Raw genomic sequence first — 19,112 nt, forward strand, 5'->3', positions numbered from 1 at the left:
CTCCTTACTTTGGCCCGCTCTTCGGCTGCGCGCTGCGGTTGCCCTCCAGCATCTTGTCGCGGCCGGCGTCCCCATTGTCATCCTTGCCACCCGAACTCGACGTGCCGCTACCGCTGGGATTAGACCGGGCCGACGTACCCGTGGTTGGTGTGTCCGCGCGTGGGGTGGCGGAGCTTGCGGCGGGATCGCCGGTCACGGCCCCGCGCCCGCTCGGGGCCCCGCCCTGCGCGAACGCCGATCCGGCCAACAACATCACGGTCCCGATGACGGCAAATCCTGCTTTCATGTGCGCTCTCCCTGCATCTGCGGGCTAACGGCACGCCCGGCGCTCCGTTCCGGAAGGCAGATGACCAAGTCGCTGAAACGAACCGATCTGCCGACCTGGAAATATTGGAACCGGATGGAACCATTCCGGGGGATGGCACTTAGATTAATCGGGCTGAGCAAAGCAGGTTCCACTTCCGGGCGCCGTGACGTTGGCGCTTGATTTCGAATTTGGCTGACGCTCTATTTTGATAATCCGCGTCTTGCCTGGGAATCGGCCGACGCCTGCGGGGGACAAATTATGAGCGACCTCGATCCCGGATCTGCATCACGTTCCGGTCGTCGCGTTCCAAAGCCAAAAACCAACGGCATGTCCGAGCCTGATTCCCGGGCGGAATTGCTGTTGGCCCTGCAGGCCATGCGCAACGGCGATTTCTCCGTGCGCATGAGCGGCGACTATCTCGGCATCGACGGCAAGCTCGCCGACACCTTCAATGACATCATCGCCGCCAATCAGCGCATGGCGCAGCAGCTCGAGCTGGTCGGCCAGGTCGTAGGCCGCGAGGGCAAGACGCGCCAGCGCGTGAAGTTCGGCCTGGCCTCGGGGTCGTGGGCCGACATGGAAGGCTCGGTCAATACGCTGATCGACGATTTGTTGTGGCCGACGCGCGAGGTGACGCGCGCGGTCGCAGCCGTGGCGCAGGGCGACCTGCTCCAGACCGTCAAGCTCGACGTCGATGGACGCCCCTTGCGCGGCGAATTCCTGCAGTCGGCGACCATCGTCAACACCATGATCAAGCAGCTCGGCGTGTTCACCTCGGAGGTGACGCGCGTGGCGCGCGAGGTCGGCACCGAAGGCAAGCTTGGCGGCCAGGCCCAGGTGCCGGAAGTGACCGGCGTCTGGAAGGATCTGACCGAGAGCGTCAACTCGATGGCGAACAACCTGACCAACCAGGTTCGCAACATCGCCGAGGTGACGATCGCGGTGGCGAACGGCGACCTCTCGAAGAAGATCACGGTCGACGTCCGCGGCGAGATCCTTCAGCTCAAGGAAGCCATCAACACGATGGTGGACCAGCTCCGCTCCTTTGCCTCGGAAGTGACGCGCGTGGCGCGCGAGGTCGGCACCGACGGCAAGCTTGGCGGCCAAGCCATCGTGCCAGGCGTCGCCGGCACCTGGAAGGATCTCACCGACAGCGTCAACGCGATGTGCGGCAACCTCACCGCACAGGTGCGCAACATCGCCAACGTCACCACAGCCGTGGCGCGCGGCGACTTGTCGCGCAAGATCACGGTCGACGTGCGCGGCGAAATCCTGGAGCTGAAGGACACCATCAACACCATGGTGGACCAGCTCAACTCGTTCGCCTCGGAAGTGACGCGCGTGGCGCGCGAGGTCGGCACCGAAGGCAAGCTCGGCGGCCAGGCCCAGGTGCCGGGCGTCGCCGGCACCTGGAAGGACCTCACCGACAACGTCAACTTCATGGCGTCGAACCTCACCGCGCAGGTCCGCAACATCGCCGATGTTGCCACCGCCATCGCGAGCGGCGACCTCTCAAAGAAGATCACGGTGAACGTCTCGGGCGAAATCCTTCAATTGAAGGAAACGCTCAACACCATGGTCGACCAGCTCAACGCCTTCGCCGGCGAAGTCACGCGCGTCGCGCGCGAGGTCGGCACCGAGGGCCGGCTCGGCGGTCAGGCCAACGTGCTCGGCGTCGCCGGCACCTGGAAGGACCTGACCGAGAGCGTCAACTCGATGGCCTCGAACCTCACCGCGCAGGTCCGCAACATCGCCGAGGTGACGACCGCGGTCGCGGGCGGCGATTTGTCGAAAAAGATCACCGTCGATGTCCGCGGCGAGATCCTGGAGCTGAAAGACACCATCAACACCATGGTGGACCAGCTCAACGCCTTTGCCGGCGAAGTCACCCGCGTCGCCCGCGAGGTCGGCACCGAAGGCAAGCTCGGCGGCCAGGCCCAGGTGCGCGGCGTCGCCGGCACCTGGAAGGATCTCACCGACAGCGTCAACTCGATGGCCTCGAACCTGACCGGTCAGGTCCGCAACATCGCCGAAGTCGCGACCGCGGTCGCCAAGGGCGATCTATCCAAGAAGATCACCGTCAACGTGTCAGGCGAAATCCTTCAGCTGAAGGAAACGCTCAACACCATGGTGGACCAGCTCAACGCCTTCGCCGGCGAAGTCACGCGCGTCGCGCGCGAAGTCGGTACCGAAGGCAAGCTCGGCGGCCAGGCCGAAGTCCCCGGCGTCGCCGGCACCTGGAAGGACCTCACCGACAGCGTCAACTCGATGGCGGGCAACCTCACCGCCCAGGTCCGCAACATCGCCGAAGTCGCGACCGCGATCGCCGGCGGCGACTTGTCGCGCAAGATCACCGTGGACGTGCGCGGCGAGATCCTTCAGCTCAAGGACACGCTGAACACGATGGTCGACCAGCTCAACCGCTTCGCGGGCGAGGTGACGCGCGTCGCGCGCGAGGTCGGCACCGAAGGCCGGCTCGGCGGTCAGGCCAACGTGCCCGGCGTCGCCGGCACCTGGAAAGACCTCACCGACAGCGTCAACTCGATGGCGGGCAACCTCACCGCCCAGGTCCGCAACATCGCCGAAGTGACCACTGCCGTGGCGCGCGGCGACCTCTCGCGCAAGATCACCGTCGACGTCCGTGGTGAGATTTTGGAGCTGAAGAACACCATCAACACCATGGTGGACCAGCTCAACGGCTTCGCCGGTGAAGTGACGCGCGTCGCGCGCGAGGTCGGCACCGAAGGCAAGCTCGGCGGCCAGGCCGAGGTGCCCGGCGTTGCCGGCACCTGGAAAGATCTCACCGACAACGTCAACTTCATGGCCTCGAACCTCACCGCGCAGGTCCGCAACATCGCCGAGGTCGCGACCGCGATCGCCGGCGGCGACCTGTCGAAGAAGATCACGGTGGACGTGCGCGGCGAAATTCTGCTGCTCAAGGATACCTTGAACACCATGGTCGAGCAGCTCCGCTCCTTCGCCGCGGAAGTGACGCGCGTCGCGCGCGAGGTCGGCACCGAGGGCCGGCTCGGCGGCCAGGCCGTCGTGCCCGGCGTCGGCGGCACCTGGAAGGACCTCACCGACAACGTCAACCTGCTGGCCGCGAACCTCACCACCCAGGTCCGCAACATCGCCGAAGTCACCACCGCCGTCGCGCGCGGCGACCTGTCGCGCAAGATCACCGTCGACGTGAAGGGCGAAATCCTCGAGCTCAAAAACACCATCAACACCATGGTGGACCAGCTCAACGCGTTCGCCGGCGAAGTGACGCGCGTTGCCCGCGAGGTCGGCACCGAAGGCGAACTCGGCGGCCAGGCCCAGGTGCCCGGCGTCGCCGGCACCTGGAAGGATCTCACCGACACCGTCAACTTCATGGCGGCGAACCTGACCGAGCAGGTCCGCGGCATCGTCAAAGTGGTGACCGCGGTCGCCAACGGCGACCTCAAGCAGAACCTCACCGTGAAATCGAAAGGCGAGGTCGCGGCGCTCGCCGACACCATCAACAACATGACCGAGACGCTCGCGACCTTCGCCGACCAGGTGACGTCGGTGGCGCGCGAGGTCGGCGTCGAGGGCCGGCTCGGCGGTCAGGCCGACGTGCCCGGCGCCGCGGGCACCTGGAAGGACCTCACCGGCAACGTCAATTTGCTGGCGGCCAACCTCACCTCGCAGGTGCGCGCGATCGCGGAAGTGGCGACCGCCGTGACTAAGGGCGACCTGACGCGGTCGATCCAGGTCGACGCCCGCGGCGAAGTCGCGGAGCTGAAAGATAACATCAACACGATGATCACCAATCTCCGTCTCACGACGGACGTGAACACCGAGCAGGACTGGCTGAAGACCAATCTGGCGAAATTCACCAACATGCTTCAGGGCCAGCGCGACCTCACCACCGTCGGTCGCCTGCTGCTGACCGAATTGTCGCCGCTGGTGAACGCGCATACCGGCGTGATCTATCAGGTCGAGAACGAAGACAATCCGCGGCTCCTGCTGCTTGCCTCCTATGCCGGCGACGGCGTCTATCCGTATCCGCGCGTGCTGCCATTCGGCGACGGCCTGATCGGCCAATGCGCGCTCGACCGGCGCCCGCGCGTGATTGCGGACATTCCACCCGACGTGGTGCCGATCAATTCGGCGCTGCTTCGCGTCGCGCCGAAGAACCTCGTGGTGCTGCCGGTGCTGTTCGAAGGCCAGGTCAAGGCGGTCATCGAGCTCGCCTCGCTGACCTCCTTCACGACCTCGCAGATGACCTTCCTGGAGCAGCTCACGGACTCGATCGGCATCGTGCTCAACTCGATCGAGGCGACGATGCAGACCGAAGGCCTGCTCAAGCAGTCGCAGCAGCTCGCCGGCGAGCTCCAGACCCAGCAGCGCGAATTGCAGCAGACCAACGACCAGCTCGAACAGAAGGCGCAGCAGCTCGCCGAGCGCAACGTCGAAGTCGAGCGCAAGAACCAGGAAATCGAGCAGGCCCGCCGCGCACTGGAGGAAAAGGCGACCGAGCTCGCGCTGACGTCGAAGTACAAGTCCGAATTCCTGGCCAATATGAGCCACGAGCTGCGCACGCCGCTGAACTCGATCCTGATCCTCGGCCAGCAGCTCACCGACAATCCGGACGGCAATCTTACCGGCAAGCAGGTCGAATTTGCCCGCACCATCCACGGCGCCGGCACCGACCTGCTCAATCTCATCAGCGACATTCTCGATCTCTCCAAGATCGAGTCCGGTACGGTGACGGTCGACGCCGAGGAAATCCTGACTGCGAACCTGCTCGAAACGGTCGGGCGGCCGTTCCGTCACGAGGCGGAGAACCGCAATCTGTCGTTCAAGATCGACGTCGATCCGAACCTCGCGCGCAGCCTCGTCACCGACTCCAAGCGCCTGCAGCAGGTTTTGAAAAACCTGCTCTCCAATGCCTTCAAGTTTACCGCCGAGGGCGAGGTCCGCCTGAAGGTCGCCGCCGCGGTCGGCGGCTGGGGCACGGATCATCCCGTGCTGAATTCGGCGCCGGCCGTGATCGCATTCGAAGTGTCCGACACCGGCATCGGCATCCCCCTGGAGAAGCAAAAGCTGATCTTCGAGGCGTTCCAGCAAGCCGATGCCGGCACTAGCCGCAAATATGGCGGCACCGGGCTCGGCCTTGCGATCAGCCGCGAGCTCGCAAGCCTGCTCGGCGGCGAGATCCACCTGCGCAGCTTGCCGGGCAAGGGGTCGTGCTTCACGCTTTACCTGCCGCTGAAATATTCCGGCCCGACGCTCGCGCCCCGCGCGACGCCTCAACAGAGCCAGCCGCCGGCGCTGCAGCCCGCAACAGCCGAACCGCAGCGCGTCATCGAGCAGCTTCCCGACGACCGGCTCAACCTCGAACCCGGCGACAGCATCCTCCTGATCGTCGAGGACGACCCGCACTACGCGCGCGTGCTGGTCGATCTCGCGCGCGACAAGGGATTCAAGGTGCTGGTCGCCGCCCGCGGCGCGGAGGCGCTGGAACTTGCAAAGCAGTACCAGCCGAGGGCCGTCTCGCTCGACGTATTCCTGCCGGATATGCTCGGCTGGACCGTGCTGAGCCAGCTCAAGCACAATCCGCTGACCCGCCACATCCCCGTGCAGATCATCACGCTCGACGAGGACCGCCAGCATGCGCTGGCGCGCGGCGCCTTCTCCTTCGTCAACAAGCCGACGACGACCGAGGGTGTCTCGGCCGCGCTAACCCAGATCAAGGAATATGCGCGACCGCGGCGCAAGCGGTTGCTGATCGTCGAGGACAACGAGGCCGAGCAGCTCTCGATCCGCGAGCTCCTGCACCACGACGACATCGAGATCGTGACGACCGGCACCGGTGCCGACGCGCTCTCGATGCTGCGCGAGACCCCCTGTGATTGCGTCGTGCTCGACTTGCGCCTGCCTGACATGACCGGCTTCGAGGTGCTCGACCAGATCCGCAACGACGAGGCACTGTCGAACGTTCCGGTGGTCGTCTTCACCGGCCGCGAGCTGTCGGCCGAGGAAGATGCGGAGCTCCACACCATGGCGCGGAGCATCGTGGTCAAGGGCGTGGAATCGCCGGAGCGACTGCTTGACGAGACCGCGCTGTTCCTGCACCGCGTCATCACGGAATTGCCGGTCGAGAAGCAGCGCATGCTCGAGAAGCTGAACAGTTCCGACGAGGACCTGATCGGCAAGACCGCCCTGCTCGTCGACGACGACGCCCGCAACATCTTCGCGCTGTCGAGCGTGCTGGAGCGGCGCGGCATGAAGGTGCTGACGGCCACGACCGGGAACGAGGCGGTGGCCTTGGTTGAATCCAATCCGGAGATCGCCATCGTGCTGATGGACATCATGATGCCGCAGATGGATGGCTACCAGACCATCGGCGTCATTCGTGAAAATCCGACCTTCGCCCGTCTTCCGATCATCGCGTTGACGGCCAAGGCCATGAAGGGCGACCGCGAGAAATGCCTCGAGGCCGGCGCGTCCGACTATCTCGCCAAACCCGTCAACACCGATCAATTGCTGCTTGCAATCCGCATGTGGCTGCACCGCTGAGTTGGATGCCCGTATGGACCACGAAAAGGTCAACATCCTCCTCGTCGACGACCAGCCGGCCAAGCTGCTCGCCTATGAGGTGATCCTGAAGGATCTCGGCCAGAACCTCGTGATCGCTTCGTCCGGTCGCGAGGCTCTGGAGGTGCTGCTCAAGACCGAGATCGCGGTGATCCTGGTCGACGTCTGCATGCCCGAGCTCGACGGCTTCGAGCTCGCCGCGATGATCCGCGAGCACCCGCGCTTCCAGAAGACCGCGATGATTTTCATCTCGGCCATTCAAGTCAGCGACATCGACCGCTTGCGCGGTTACGAGATGGGCGCCGTCGACTATGTCCCGGTCCCGGTCGTGCCGGAGGTGCTGCGCGCCAAGGTCAAAGTGTTTGCAGAGCTCTATCGCAAGACGCGCGAACTCGAACGGCTGAACCAGGATCTGGAGGACCGCGTGCGTGCACGCACCGCCGAGCTGGAGAATTCCACCGCAAAGCTCCGCGAGAGCGAAGAGCGGCGCAGCATGGCGATCGCCGCCGGCAAGATGGGTTCGTGGGACTGGGACTGGATCACCGGCGACTGGATGTGGGACGAGGGACAATACCGCATCTTTGGTGTTGGCCCGGAGAGCTTCGAAGTGAACCCGGCCAATGTTCAGGCGCTGTTGCATCCGGATGACGTCGATCAGTTGCGCAAGGCGATCGCCGAATTCAACAAGGGCACACGCTCCTATGAAACGGAGTTCCGCATCGTGCGGCCCGACGGCGATGTGCGCTGGTGTGTCGGCACGGCCGCCGCCACGGTTGACGATAGCGGTCGGGTCATGCGCGTCAGCGGCGTGACGGTGGACATCACCGAACGCAAGCGCGCCGAGGAACGGCAGACTCTCCTGGCGCGGGAGGTCGATCATCGCGCCAAGAATGCGCTGGCGCTGGCGCAATCGATCGTGCGCCTCACCCGCGCCGACGAGGTCAAAGCCTATGTCAGCGCCGTCGAGGGACGCATCAATGCACTGGCGCGCGTGCATACGATCCTGTCGCTATCGAGCTGGCAGGGCGCCGAACTCTCGAAGTTGATCGACGAGGAGCTCGCGCCCTATTCCCTCGGCGGCCAGATCAAATTGGCGGGGTCCGAAGTTCAGTTGCTGCCGGCAACCGCCCAGACGCTGGCGCTGGCGCTGCATGAGCTTTTCACCAACTCGGCGAAGTATGGCGCGCTCTCGACGCGGACGGGACGGCTCGCGATCGGCTGGCAGGTCGAGGATGAGCTGCTCACGCTGACCTGGGAGGAATCCGGCGGCCCGCTCGTCATGACGCCGAAATCCCGCGGCTTTGGTACGCGGAGCCTGCTTGCGAGCGTCGAGTCCCAGCTCGGCGGGCAGGCGCGATTCGATTGGCGCGCCGAGGGTCTGTTGTGTCGGCTCGAGGTGCCGCTGGTCCGCAAGACTGCCGCGACGACGGCGCCCGGCAACTTCGAAGCCGCCAGCTCCGCCGAATTGCAGCGCGCGTCCGGCTAACCGGAGGCCGCACTCTTCCTGCGCTGCGTCGTTTGCGGCTCGCGTGCGACCCGTCCTTCGAGCCAGGCTTCCGTTTGGGCGAGATCGCGCAGAGCCTTGGCATAGCGGCACGCAGCACTTCGCTCCGCGCCGCGGGGCAGCTTGCGCGCTTTGCGGAGGATGTCCGCGGCGGCGTTACGATAAGCCAGAGAGCGATAGAGAAAGACCACCTTACCCATATCGAATGTTCCCGTGTTGCAGGGTCATTCTCGCCCACCCGGCATGAACGTCGGATGAAGCGGGCGATAACGATTCCTTCATGCGGGTGGAACCGGCGCGTGTCGCAGGCGTTGCTTGCGAGATCGGGATAGAGTTCCATGCGCGCGAAAAAGTCGTCGGACCTGATCTCTCCGAGCGGGCTCGTCAAGCTGATGACGCACGCCATGATGGGCGCAGCCCTCGGGCTCGCTTTCAGCCTCGTGCTCGTGCTGTCCAATCCAGCCGTCGCCAATTTGCTGAACAACGGCGGCAGGCAGGCCGTTGTCGTTTGCGCCGTCACATTGGTGACGACGTTCGCGATCGGCGCGACACTGACCGGCGTCGTATTCATGCTCGCAGAGGACAAGCAATCTTGAAGGATGCGAGATTTACCGGAACTTCTTTGTTCGGAACTCCTGCGACGAATGGCAGTTGGCTGCCTGCGTCAATTCAACTCAGGGAGTTCCCGCATATGAAGACCACTAAGCTCGCTCTTGCCGTGATGTTGGCCACCGGCCTCGCCGCCGCACCGTTCGCCGTGCAGGCCAAGTCCCACAAGGCAAAACACGGATCCTCGATGTCATCGTCGCAAACCACCACAGGCGCCAACACCAAGTCGTCCAAGGGTGCTGATCCCTCCGGTCAGGGCGGCTCCGGCCCCGGCTCGGACCAGGGCGGCACCATGACGAACAACAAGGGCGGCATGAGCAACACCAAGTAGGTGTTCCCCGACATCATGAAGGCCCCGCAATCGCGGGGCCTTTTGCTTTGGTGTTTCAACGAACTTTCTCGGGCCGCGTTGCGCGCACGCTTCAGCTACGATGGCTTCCCAGGATGTCAGGATGAACGCCGGCGCGATCAGCGTTCACCAGATGATCGAGTCGTGCACGCTTGCGCGCGATCAAGAGCTGGGCCGCGGCGTCGTCGAGCCCCTCGCGTTGCAGCTGCCGGATCGCAGAGCCCAGTTCGAGAATCTCGGCACGCAGTTTTAGAATCCGGTACGCATCCGGGTCTTCCTCCACCGTGCGCTCCCAAAGCTTTCAGCGGCGCGCGACCACGCGCAGAGGACGACCTGATGCCTTCGCGGAACGAAGGCTCATCCTGTCGCGGACATTCGGCAGGACATCGCCGCCGCCTGCAGCCTTCCATTCGCCGATCAGCAGATTGATTTTCCGGCGCAGATCCATCTGCGCCAAGGCCTTCTCTGTGCAATCGTGCTCGCGGTCGACGAGTTCGCGGACGGACACCTCGATATCGGCCATTTCCAGCCTCAAGGCGCTGATTTTACGTCGAATTTCATTAATTCTGTTGTCCATGACTTGTTAGAACAAAATAAGAACATATAGTCAAGTCACGATTTCAGAAGGGAGAAGCGACATGCAGGTTCAGGGTAAATACGACGCCAAGACTTTCCTCACCGAGCAGATGACGCGGGCGCAGGGCCTCCGGCTGAAGCGACTGAGCGAAGAGGCGTATCAACCCGCGCAATATGCGCGGGATCTGTCCTCCAGCGAGGCAGCGCGGCGCATTCAGGTGCTGGAAGCCGAGATCGAGCTGGCGGATTCGTTCTAGACTAAGCCGCGTATCCGGGACGTGCATGCGCGCTTTCGGAACCATGCCTGTCCCGGATTGTTTTCCCAAGCCAAGGGAGAACATGCATGGCACGCAAGGCAAAGAAGCGCCGCTACTCGCGCAGCTCCGGCAGCGATGTCGAAGGCGAGATGAAGCGCTACAAGAAGGGTACCGCGAAAAGCGGACCTGGCGGTCGAGGCGGACGCGTGAAGAGCCGAAAGCAGGCGATCGCGATCGGCCTGTCGAAGGCGCGCAAGAAGGGCAAGAAGGTCCCGAAGAAAGCCGCGAAGCGGAAGACGTCCAAGAAGACGTCAAAGAAAACGTCCAAGAAGACCTCAAGGAAAACCAAGAAGCGTTCGAAGAAAACGTCGAAGCGCAAATCCTCCAAACGGTCGCGCTGACTTCCGTCAGATCATGCTGCCCGGCATGAAGCAGCGGATCGAAACCCCGAACGCGGTCTTCACCGGCCACACCATGGTGCGGCCGGCCCGGTTCGGCTCGGTGATCACGGCTTCGTCCGGGACGTCGACCCACTCGCCGTCGAGCCGCACGCGATAATGTCCATTGTGCGAGTCCCAATCGGGATCGGCGACGGCAAACCCATCCGCATCTGAGCAGCACGGACCGAGATGGCTGCGCAGGCCGTCGAACCATGGCTTGAGGGGAGAGTCCGCGTAACGGCCGTCGTCACGCCCGAGAGCGTTTCCACCCCACAGCACGAATGGCGCCACGAGCAGCGCAGTCCTCAGCGAGAGCTTCAATCGATCCATGTCGGCACCGATCAAATACGAATTGCCGGCCGGCTCAGCGGCGGCAAGTTCGAAGTTCCACGCTTGCAATCGTCGGCGGCTTCATTGCCGCCGAGTCCATACGAGATCCGCAATTGTGATGGGCGAACACGGCTTTTTCGGACGAACCGGGTCATCCTCCCTGCCGTTAACGAGAATGTTATCGGCGGGCATCCGGAATCCTGAAAGCGAACAGGAAAGGCGGCCCTTGGGCCGCCTTTTGGACTGGCGCCGATCGACGTTCGCCTTATGCGAGCGGCACCGCCACGAACCGGGTCGCCTGCGCGCTTCTGACCTGCAGCAGCACGCTGCGCTTGCCGGACGATTTCGCCTGCGCCAGCTCCGAACGGACATCGCCGATATTGGCGACGGCCTTGCCGCCGACATTGAGGATGACGTCGCCGGTCTGGATGCCGCGCTGCGCGGCCGGCCCTTGCGGATCGACTTCGGTGACGACGACGCCCTTCTGGCCGGCGCCCTGCACGTCGCCGGCCGGAGCCAGGCTGAGCCCGAGACGCGGCGGCATGCCGGCATCTGGCTGCGACTTGCCCTCGTCGGCTCTTGCCTGCCGCTCGTTCGGCAACTCGCCGAGCGCCAATGTCACCGTCTTGCTGTCGCCCTTGTGGACGACGTCGAGCTTCACGGACGTGCCCGGCGCCAGGGTGGCGATGGTGCGGGCGAGATCGCGGGAATCCTTGATCGCGGTGCCGTTGACGGCGGTGATGACGTCGCCCGCCTCGATGCCCGCCTTCGCCGCCGGGCTGCCGTCCTGCGGATTGTCGACGATCGCGCCGCGCGCCTCCTTGAGGCCGAGGCTGTCGGCGATATCCGACGTCACCGGCTGCACCTGCACGCCGAGCCAGCCGCGTGTGACCGCGCCCTTGTCCTTCAACTGTGCGATGACGAGCTTTGCGGTCGAGGCCGGAATGTCGAAGCCGATGCCGACCGAGCCGCCGGAGGGCGAGAAGATCGCAGTGTTCACGCCGATCACGTTGCCGTTCATGTCGAAGGCCGGGCCTCCGGAATTGCCCTTGTTGATCGGCGCGTCGATCTGGATGAAGTCGTCATAGGGACCGTTGCCGATGTCGCGGCCGCTGGCCGAGACGATCCCGGCGGTCACGGTGCCGCCGAGGCCGAAGGGATTGCCGACGGCGACCACCCAGTCGCCGATGCGCGGCTTCTGGTCGGAGAATTTGACGAACGGAAAATCCTTCTTGCCTTGGACCTTGATCAGCGCGAGATCCGTCTTCGGATCGGTGCCGACCACTTTCGCGCTGTAGATCGTGCCGTCGTCCATCGTCACTTGCACCGACTCGGCGTGATCGACGACGTGGTTGTTGGTCACGGCATAGCCGTCGGCGGAGATGAAGAAGCCGGAGCCCTCACCCGTGATCATCTGGCGGTGCTGGCGCGGCATCCCTTCCATGCCAGGGCCGCGGAAGCCGAATTGCCGCGAGAACTGGTCGAACGGCGATGCCTCGTCCGAATCCATCCGGTTCTGTTGCAGCATCGCGCTCTTGTCGTTGTCCTGGTCGATCCTGACCCGCACCGAGATGACGGCGGGTTTGACCTTGCTGACGAGGTCGCCGAAGCCCGGCGGTGTCGCGGCGCTCTCCGCGGCCTGGGCGGGCGCAATGAAGGAGCTCGCGCTGAACGGCGAAGAGCCGGGAGCAGTCGCCAGCACGGCCAGGCCAAGCGCGGCCACGGTGCCGAGCAGCGCAAGCCGGCGCGGCCTCAGGACCTTGCGGGACGTTGTGGTGTCGGAATTGACGCGATCGTTCATGTCGATATGTCCATGTTGGGTAAGTCGCCTTGCACCCAACATGGTGGTCGCCACCTTACAGCGTCCCGTCCACGCGATTAAATCTTGGCAAAGTAGCCGGGGCCGGCACACGTCCAAAACTCGAGGCTGCACGTTTGATGCAGCTCAACGCGGGCCCTGCGCACCGTGAAAGACTGCGGCCACCGGATGATGTCCATCGGAGGCACGTCATGTACAAAGACATTCTCGTCCACATCCCCACCGAGAGGCCGATGCGCCCGGTGATCGACGGCTCGATCTCGCTCGCAGCGGGCCTCAACGCCCATCTCGATGCAGTCGCGGTTGGTTATGTGGCAACCAGCGCGGCCTATATCATGGAGGGCGGCGCTGCCGTGGCGGCGGTGTTCGAGATGGAGCGCGAAAGCGCAGTGGAGCGGGCCGAGGCGGCGCTCGCGGTATTCAAGAGCGAAGCGATGAACGCCGGCATTTCCTACACGTGCCAACCGCTCGGGGCGATGCCGGGGGATGCGGTCGGCTTGCTCGGCGAGATGGCGCGGCTGCACGATCTCAGCATCGTGCTCCAGCCGGATCCGGCGCAAGGCTCACTCGACAACGATGTGCCCCGCGAGATCCTGTTCCAGGCGGGCGGCCCGGTGCTTTTCCTGCCGTACACCTTCCGTGGAGCGTTCAAGGCGAAACGGATCGGCATCTGTTGGGATGGCAGCCGCCTCGCCGCCCGCGCCATGCGCGACGCCGCACCGTTCCTGGCCCGCGCCGAGGAGATCGTGATCATTGCGATCAATGAGACAGACATGGTTCCCGACGAAGTCTCGACCCGTAATCTGGCAAGGCATCTCGGCCGGCGCGGACTATCGACCCGTACCGTCAACCTGTCGGCGGCGCGCTCCGACATTCAGCCGACCATGCTGTCGCTGGCAGCCGATGAGAACCTCGATCTCCTGGTCATGGGCGGCTACGGCCATTCGCGATTGCAGGAGCGATTCCTCGGCGGCGTCACCCGCGCCATGCTGGAAGCCATGACCGTCCCGACGCTGATGTCGCATTAATCGAGGGCTGATCCAGGTCGGGCCGGTCACAAGCCTTGTCGTTCGGGCTGACAACCGCGTCCTTGAGCGGTGCCGCCGTCGGCAGGTTCAGGTCATGTTCGAACAAGTTGGACCGTCACGCCGCGGCGGGCCTCTCCCACGCCGTGGCCTCGACGCCATCCTGGTCGTGTGGCGCATTGCACGCGTCGAAATGCGCCTTGAGTTCGACTTCGGCGAGATATTCGAAATGTTCGGCCTGGCCGAGCAGTTCCCAGCTCTGGAGCGGCCGGTAGGCGGCCTGCTGACGACAGAGGGACGCTAGCGCGCGGTAGCGACGTACGTTATCCATCAGACCCTCCCTCGCATTCACAGAGCTTATTGCCCTTATTTGCGTCAGGCCGATGGCGGTTGTGCAAAAGATTTGCTGCGCCCGCCGCGCGCTAGACGCGCTTGTTTTTAGGCAAACGCGTGTTCGGGCGAAAGTTCCAATCAGCGCGGACTCAATATGTCCAGTGGAAAGTGGCAGGCCATGGCCCAGCCATTCGGGTACGGGCTCGCTCCGCCTGTATCCCATAGCCTACCGGATGAGCGCGGGCTCGCCGGCCCGGATCGTCTGCACCGAACTCTGTTGCAGCTTCGGAACCCTGCCCGCTTCCGCAGCCGCGCGGATGGCCGCAATGTTGCCGGCATAGTCCGCGCTGCTCCTGCCGCGAAACACGGCGGAACCCGCCACAAGCGTATCGGCGCCCGCAGCGGCCACGGCCGCGGCATTGTCGCGCGTGATCCCGCCGTCAACCTCGAGCCGGATCGGCCGGTCGCCGATCATGCTTCGAATGCGCGCGATCTTCTCGAGCTGGGACCCGAGGAAGGACTGGCCGCCAAAACCCGGATTGACCGTCATCACCAGGACGAGATCGAGACGATCGAGCACATACTCGATCGCGCTTTCGGGAGTGGCCGGACACAGGCTGACACCGGCTTTCTTGCCGAGCGCGCGGATGGCCTGGAGCGAGCGATCGAGGTGCGGACCGGCTTCGGCATGCACCGTGATGACATCCGCGCCGGCCTTCGCGAACGCCTCGAGATAGGGATCGGCCGGCGCGATCATGAGATGCACGTCGAAGATTTTCTTCGTCAGCGGCCGGATCGCCTTGATGACGTCCGCGCCATAACTGATGTTCGGGACGAAATGCCCGTCCATGACGTCGCAATGAATCCAGTCGGCGCCCGCAGCGTCGATCGCCACGATCTCCTCGCCGAGGCGCGCGAAATCCGCAGCCAGGATCGACGGCGCGATGAGGATTTCTCTGGTCATGGCTTCGCACTCCCCCGCGCGTCCGCACCGCCGCTGAAGACGCGGCTCGCCAGGACGTCCATGGGATCGATGGTTTCGAGGTCGGCGATCTCGAGCATGCGGTCGAGATCGGACACCAGGCGATCGGCCTGCCGCAGCCGGATGCGGTCGACGGCGTTGCGGATCGAGCGCGCATTGGAGAAGAACGGCTGCGTCCGGCGCAGCGCGATGTATTTCTCGAACGCCTCACGCGCCGCCTTCGACAGGCGATAACCCCGTTCCTTCAGCATCAGCTCGGCGATGACGAGCAGCTCGGCTTCCGCATAGTCCGGAAAGTCGATGTGGTGGGCGATGCGCGAACGGAAGCCGGGATTGGAGGCGAAGAAGCTCGTCATCCGCTCGCCATAGCCGGCAAGGATCACAACGAGGTCCTCGCGCTGGTTCTCCATCACCTGGAGCAGAATCTCGATCGCCTCCTGGCCGTAGTCGCGCTCGTTGTCCGGCCGATGGAGATAATAGGCCTCATCGATGAACAGCACGCCGCCCATCGCCTTCTTCAGGATCTCCTTCGTCTTGGGCGCGGTGTGGCCGATATACTGGCCGACGAGATCGTCACGCGTCACCGAGATCACCTGCCCGCGCCGCACGAAACCGAGGCCGTGCAGGATCTTTGCCATGCGCAGCGCGACGGTCGTCTTGCCGGTGCCGGGATTGCCGGTGAACGACATGTGCAGCGTCGGCGGCGACGAAGCCAGTCCCGCGCGCTGCCGGATACGTTCGATCAGCAAGAGCGACGCGATCTGGCGCACGCGGTTCTTCACCGGCTTCAATCCGATCAGCTCCTGCTCGAGCTGTTGCAGCGTGCCGGTGATTCCAGCCTCTTCGGCCTCCTTGCGGAGATCGAAACTGGTCTCGCCGGGCTCAGTGGTCATTGCATGGGAAACATCCAGCATCGGCACCTCGAAGAAAAGGGCTTCGCCGCGGGAGAGCGGCGAAGCAGTGGTCCGCCAAGGAAACGGAGCAGGGAGTGCTCCGCGCGGAGGAGAATGAGTTAGGTTGGCGCGTGCGCGGGCTGCCGGCGCACGGTGGTGTAGCGGATCGCGCGTCCGCCCACCTCCTGCCGCACAAGCTCGAACTCGGCCTCCTGCGGCGGGCGGTTGACGATGAACGAGATCCGCACCGACTCCCAGCCATGGCTGGAGTCGAAGCCGCTGAGACGGATGTAGCGGTCACCATACACTCTGCGGCATTCGGCGAGCTCCATCATCACGCCGGCGGCGTCCTGGAGATCGAACATCGGCAGGCCCCACATCTCCCAATAGGTGTTGCGGGGATGCGGATCGTCGGTGAACTCGATGTTCACGGCCCAACCGTTGGTCAGGCAATACTGCACCTGCTTGGTGATCTGGTCGTCGGTCAGATCGGGCAGGAACGAGAAGCAGCCTTGGGTCAGCTTCATGTCAAATCTCCTCAAACGGTTTCGAGTGCGGTCGGCACGAAGTCCGGCGTGTCGGTGGATTCATAATTGAAGGAGACGTCCTTCCAGACCTCGAGCGCAGCTTTCAGCGGCGTGCAGGTCTCGGCCGCCCTGGCCAGGATCTCCGGACCTTCGTGGACATAGTCGCGGCCCTCGTTGCGGGCGAGGATCATCGCTTCCAGCGCCACGCGGTTGGCGATCGCGCCGGCCGCGATGCCCATGGGATGGCCGATGGTACCGCCGCCGAACTGCAGCACGACGTCCTCGCCGAGCAGGTCGAGCAGCTGGTGCATCTGGCCAGCGTGGATGCCGCCGGAGGCCACCGGCATCATCTTGTTCAGGCTCGCCCAGGACTGGTCGAAGAACAGGCCGTGTTCGAGCTTGGTTGGGTTGAAGTCTTCGCGGCAGACATCGTAGTAGCCGCGCGTGGTGTTAGGATCGCCTTCGAGCTTGCCGACCACCGTGCCGGCATGGATGTGATCGACGCCGGCAAGCCGCATCCACTTGGCGATGACGCGGAACGACACGCCGTGGCTCTTCTGCCGCGTGTAGGTCGAGTGACCGGCGCGATGCAGATGCAGGATCATGTCGTTGCGCCGCGCCCATTTCGCCATCGACTGGATTGCGGTGTAGCCGATCACGAGATCGATCATGACGATGCACGATCCGAGCTCCTTCGCGAACTCGGCGCGCTCATACATGTCCTCCATCGTCCCCGCGGTGATGTTCAGGTAGGTGCCCTTGGCCTCGCCGGAGGCCGCCTGCGCGCGGTTCACCGCTTCCATGCAATAGAGGAAGCGGTCGCGCCAGTGCATGAAGGGCTGCGAGTTGATGTTCTCGTCGTCCTTGGTGAAGTCGAGCCCGCCCTTCAGCGCCTCGTAGACCACGCGGCCGTAATTGCGGCCCGAGAGGCCGAGCTTCGGCTTCACGGTCGCGCCGAGCAGCGGCCGGCCGAACTTGTCGAGCCGCTCGCGCTCGACCACGATGCCGGTTGCCGGCCCCTGGAACGTCTTCACATAAGCGACCGGGAAGCGCATGTCTTCCAGACGCAGCGCTTTCAGCGGCTTGAAGCCGAACACGTTGCCGATGATCGAGGCCGAGAGGTTGGCGATCGAACCAGGCTCGAACAGGTCGAGGTCATAGGCGATGTAGGCGAAATACGAGCCCGGCGTGCCCGGCACCGGATCGACGCGGTAGCATTTGGCGCGATACTTCTCGGCGGCGGTCAGGCGATCGGTCCACACCACCGTCCAGGTCGCGGTCGAGGATTCACCGGCGACTGCGGCCGACGCCTCGATCGGGTCGACCCCCTCTTGCGGCGTAACGCGGAACAGCGCGATGACATCGGTGTCCTTTGGCACGTAGTCAGGCTCCCAATAGCCCATGCGCTTGTATTCCATGACGCCCGATCGATATCTTTCCTTGCCGCGGACGGTTCCTGCATGTGCATTCATGGCTCTCTCCTGCTCTTCTCTCTCTGAATGATTAGGCCGCGACGGGCTCGCGAGCGTCGACGCGCGGATCGAGTTCTCCGGCGCGGTAGCGCCGCGCCATCTCGCTCAAGGGAATGACCTTGATCTTGCTTGCGTGGCCAGCGGTCCCGAACTGCTCGAAACGCTCGCGGCAGAGCTCGCGCATCGCATCCATCGCGGGCTTGAGGAATTTGCGCGGATCGAACTCGGAGCGCGTTTGCGCCGCGACTTTGCGGAACACCGCGGTCATCGCCAATCGGCAGTCGGTGTCGATGTTGACCTTGCGCACGCCGCTCTTGATGCCGCGAACGATCTCCTCGACCGGCACGCCCCAGGTCTGCGGCATCTCGCCGCCGAACTGGTTGAACATGTCCTGGAGCGGCTGCGGCACCGAGGAAGAGCCGTGCATCACGAGATGCGTGTTCGGCAGCCGGCGGTGGATCTCCTCGACCACCCGCATCGCCAGAATGTCACCATCCGGCTTGCGGCTGAACTTGTAGGCGCCGTGCGAAGTGCCCATCGCGATCGCGAGCGCATCGACCTTGGTGGCGCGGACGAAGTCGACCGCCTGGTCTGGATCGGTCAACAGCTGGTCGTGGCTGACCGTGCCTTCGACGCCGTGACCATCCTCCTGTTCGCCGCCGCCATGTTCGAGCGAGCCGAGCACGCCGAGCTCGCCTTCGACGGAGGCACCGACCCAATGGCCGAGATCGACGACGCGGCGAGTGATCGCAACGTTGTAGTGGTAATCAGCCGCGGTCTTGGCGTCGGCCTTGAGCGAGCCGTCCATCATCACCGAGGTGAAGCCATGGGCAATTGCGGAGGCGCAGGTCGCTTCGTCATTGCCATGGTCCTGGTGCATGCAGAGCGGGATGTCCGGATAGGTCCGCTCCAGCGCGTCGATCATGTGCGAGAGCATGAGGTCGCCGGCATAGCTGCGTGCGCCGCGCGAAGCCTGGATGATGACGGGCGCGTCGACCTCGGCCGCCGCCTGCATGATCGCGATGCCCTGCTCCATGTTGTTGATGTTGAACGCCGGCACCGCGTAACCGTGACTGGCGGCGTGGTCGAGTAGCTGACGAAGGGTGATACGGGCCACGACAATTC

19 protein-coding genes are annotated in these 19,112 nt (G+C 64.3%); 7 read left to right on the forward strand and 12 right to left on the reverse strand.

The window, feature by feature from the left end:
* Positions 1-4 precede the first annotated feature (4 nt).
* A complete protein-coding gene (locus ACVIN2_RS10165) occupies positions 5-286 on the reverse strand; it encodes a hypothetical protein (protein WP_456765509.1) in 282 nt (93 codons plus the stop codon).
* Positions 287-565: 279 nt separating this feature from the next.
* Here ACVIN2_RS10165 and ACVIN2_RS10170 point away from each other — a divergent pair, with 279 nt between their 5' ends.
* Both ACVIN2_RS10170 and ACVIN2_RS10175 read left to right on the forward strand, forming a co-directional pair.
* Positions 566-6,853, forward strand: coding sequence for a HAMP domain-containing protein (locus ACVIN2_RS10170; RefSeq protein ID WP_456765510.1), 6,288 nt, complete (start codon positions 566-568; stop codon positions 6,851-6,853).
* 13 nt (positions 6,854-6,866) lie between these two features.
* On the forward strand, positions 6,867-8,357 hold the full coding sequence (locus ACVIN2_RS10175; RefSeq protein WP_085352570.1) for an HWE histidine kinase domain-containing protein: 1,491 nt from the start codon (positions 6,867-6,869) through the stop codon (positions 8,355-8,357).
* On the opposite strand, the gene ACVIN2_RS10180 is transcribed toward ACVIN2_RS10175, so the two are convergent.
* On the reverse strand, positions 8,354-8,575 hold the full coding sequence (locus ACVIN2_RS10180; RefSeq protein ID WP_018456200.1) for a hypothetical protein: 222 nt from the start codon (positions 8,573-8,575) through the stop codon (positions 8,354-8,356). The two genes, ACVIN2_RS10175 and ACVIN2_RS10180, sit on opposite strands and share 4 nt — an antisense overlap.
* A 138-nt stretch (positions 8,576-8,713) precedes the next feature.
* Between ACVIN2_RS10180 and ACVIN2_RS10185 the strand changes: the two genes are divergently transcribed.
* Positions 8,714-8,971 (forward strand): hypothetical protein, encoded by a 258-nt coding sequence (locus tag ACVIN2_RS10185; RefSeq protein ID WP_456765511.1) that lies wholly within the window; start codon positions 8,714-8,716, stop codon positions 8,969-8,971.
* Positions 8,972-9,066: 95 nt separating this feature from the next.
* Complete coding sequence (locus ACVIN2_RS10190) at positions 9,067-9,315, forward strand: hypothetical protein (RefSeq protein ID WP_007594791.1); 249 nt, start codon at positions 9,067-9,069, stop codon at positions 9,313-9,315.
* Positions 9,316-9,406: 91 nt separating this feature from the next.
* On the opposite strand, the gene ACVIN2_RS10195 is transcribed toward ACVIN2_RS10190, so the two are convergent.
* Positions 9,407-9,616: a hypothetical protein gene (locus tag ACVIN2_RS10195; protein ID WP_456765512.1), complete on the reverse strand. Its 210-nt coding sequence runs from the start codon at positions 9,614-9,616 to the stop codon at positions 9,407-9,409.
* Between the two features lie 18 nt (positions 9,617-9,634).
* Positions 9,635-9,856 carry a hypothetical protein gene (locus ACVIN2_RS10200; protein ID WP_456765513.1) on the reverse strand — a complete coding sequence of 74 codons (222 nt, stop codon included), beginning with the start codon at positions 9,854-9,856 and terminating at the stop codon, positions 9,635-9,637.
* 115 nt (positions 9,857-9,971) lie between these two features.
* On the opposite strand from ACVIN2_RS10200, the gene ACVIN2_RS10205 reads away from it, so the two are divergent.
* Entirely contained in the window at positions 9,972-10,166 is a 195-nt protein-coding gene (locus ACVIN2_RS10205; RefSeq protein WP_456765514.1) for a DUF3072 domain-containing protein, read from the forward strand.
* An 86-nt stretch (positions 10,167-10,252) separates the two neighbouring features.
* Complete coding sequence (locus tag ACVIN2_RS10210; protein WP_456765515.1) at positions 10,253-10,567, forward strand: DUF6496 domain-containing protein; 315 nt, start codon at positions 10,253-10,255, stop codon at positions 10,565-10,567.
* A gap of 6 nt (positions 10,568-10,573) precedes the next feature.
* Here the strand turns inward: ACVIN2_RS10210 and ACVIN2_RS10215 are convergent, their stop codons facing one another.
* Positions 10,574-10,936: a hypothetical protein gene (locus ACVIN2_RS10215; RefSeq protein WP_456765516.1), complete on the reverse strand. Its 363-nt coding sequence runs from the start codon at positions 10,934-10,936 to the stop codon at positions 10,574-10,576.
* Positions 10,937-11,201: 265 nt separating this feature from the next.
* Positions 11,202-12,737, reverse strand: a complete 1,536-nt coding sequence (locus ACVIN2_RS10220; protein ID WP_456765517.1) for a Do family serine endopeptidase — start codon at positions 12,735-12,737, stop codon at positions 11,202-11,204.
* Between the two features lie 209 nt (positions 12,738-12,946).
* Between ACVIN2_RS10220 and ACVIN2_RS10225 the strand changes: the two genes are divergently transcribed.
* On the forward strand, positions 12,947-13,783 hold the full coding sequence (locus ACVIN2_RS10225; protein ID WP_456765518.1) for a universal stress protein: 837 nt from the start codon (positions 12,947-12,949) through the stop codon (positions 13,781-13,783).
* A 115-nt stretch (positions 13,784-13,898) separates the two neighbouring features.
* Here the strand turns inward: ACVIN2_RS10225 and ACVIN2_RS10230 are convergent, their stop codons facing one another.
* The 6 genes from ACVIN2_RS10230 to fba all read right to left on the reverse strand — a co-directional run bounded on the left by ACVIN2_RS10230 (position 13,899) and on the right by fba (position 19,104).
* Positions 13,899-14,111: a hypothetical protein gene (locus ACVIN2_RS10230; RefSeq protein WP_456765519.1), complete on the reverse strand. Its 213-nt coding sequence runs from the start codon at positions 14,109-14,111 to the stop codon at positions 13,899-13,901.
* Between the two features lie 228 nt (positions 14,112-14,339).
* A complete protein-coding gene (gene rpe / locus ACVIN2_RS10235) occupies positions 14,340-15,077 on the reverse strand; it encodes a ribulose-phosphate 3-epimerase (RefSeq protein WP_456765520.1) in 738 nt (245 codons plus the stop codon).
* A complete protein-coding gene (gene cbbX, locus ACVIN2_RS10240) occupies positions 15,074-16,009 on the reverse strand; it encodes a CbbX protein (RefSeq protein ID WP_456765521.1) in 936 nt (311 codons plus the stop codon). The genes rpe and cbbX overlap by 4 nt, the downstream gene beginning before the upstream one ends.
* Positions 16,010-16,107: 98 nt before the next feature.
* A complete protein-coding gene (locus ACVIN2_RS10245; RefSeq protein WP_007594833.1) occupies positions 16,108-16,515 on the reverse strand; it encodes a ribulose bisphosphate carboxylase small subunit in 408 nt (135 codons plus the stop codon).
* An 11-nt stretch (positions 16,516-16,526) separates the two neighbouring features.
* Entirely contained in the window at positions 16,527-17,987 is a 1,461-nt protein-coding gene (locus ACVIN2_RS10250; RefSeq protein WP_027516500.1) for a form I ribulose bisphosphate carboxylase large subunit, read from the reverse strand.
* A gap of 31 nt (positions 17,988-18,018) precedes the next feature.
* Positions 18,019-19,104 (reverse strand): class II fructose-bisphosphate aldolase, encoded by a 1,086-nt coding sequence (fba, locus tag ACVIN2_RS10255; protein ID WP_456765522.1) that lies wholly within the window; start codon positions 19,102-19,104, stop codon positions 18,019-18,021.
* Positions 19,105-19,112 lie beyond the last annotated feature (8 nt).

It is taken from the genome of Bradyrhizobium sp. USDA 3650, from assembly GCF_054057395.1.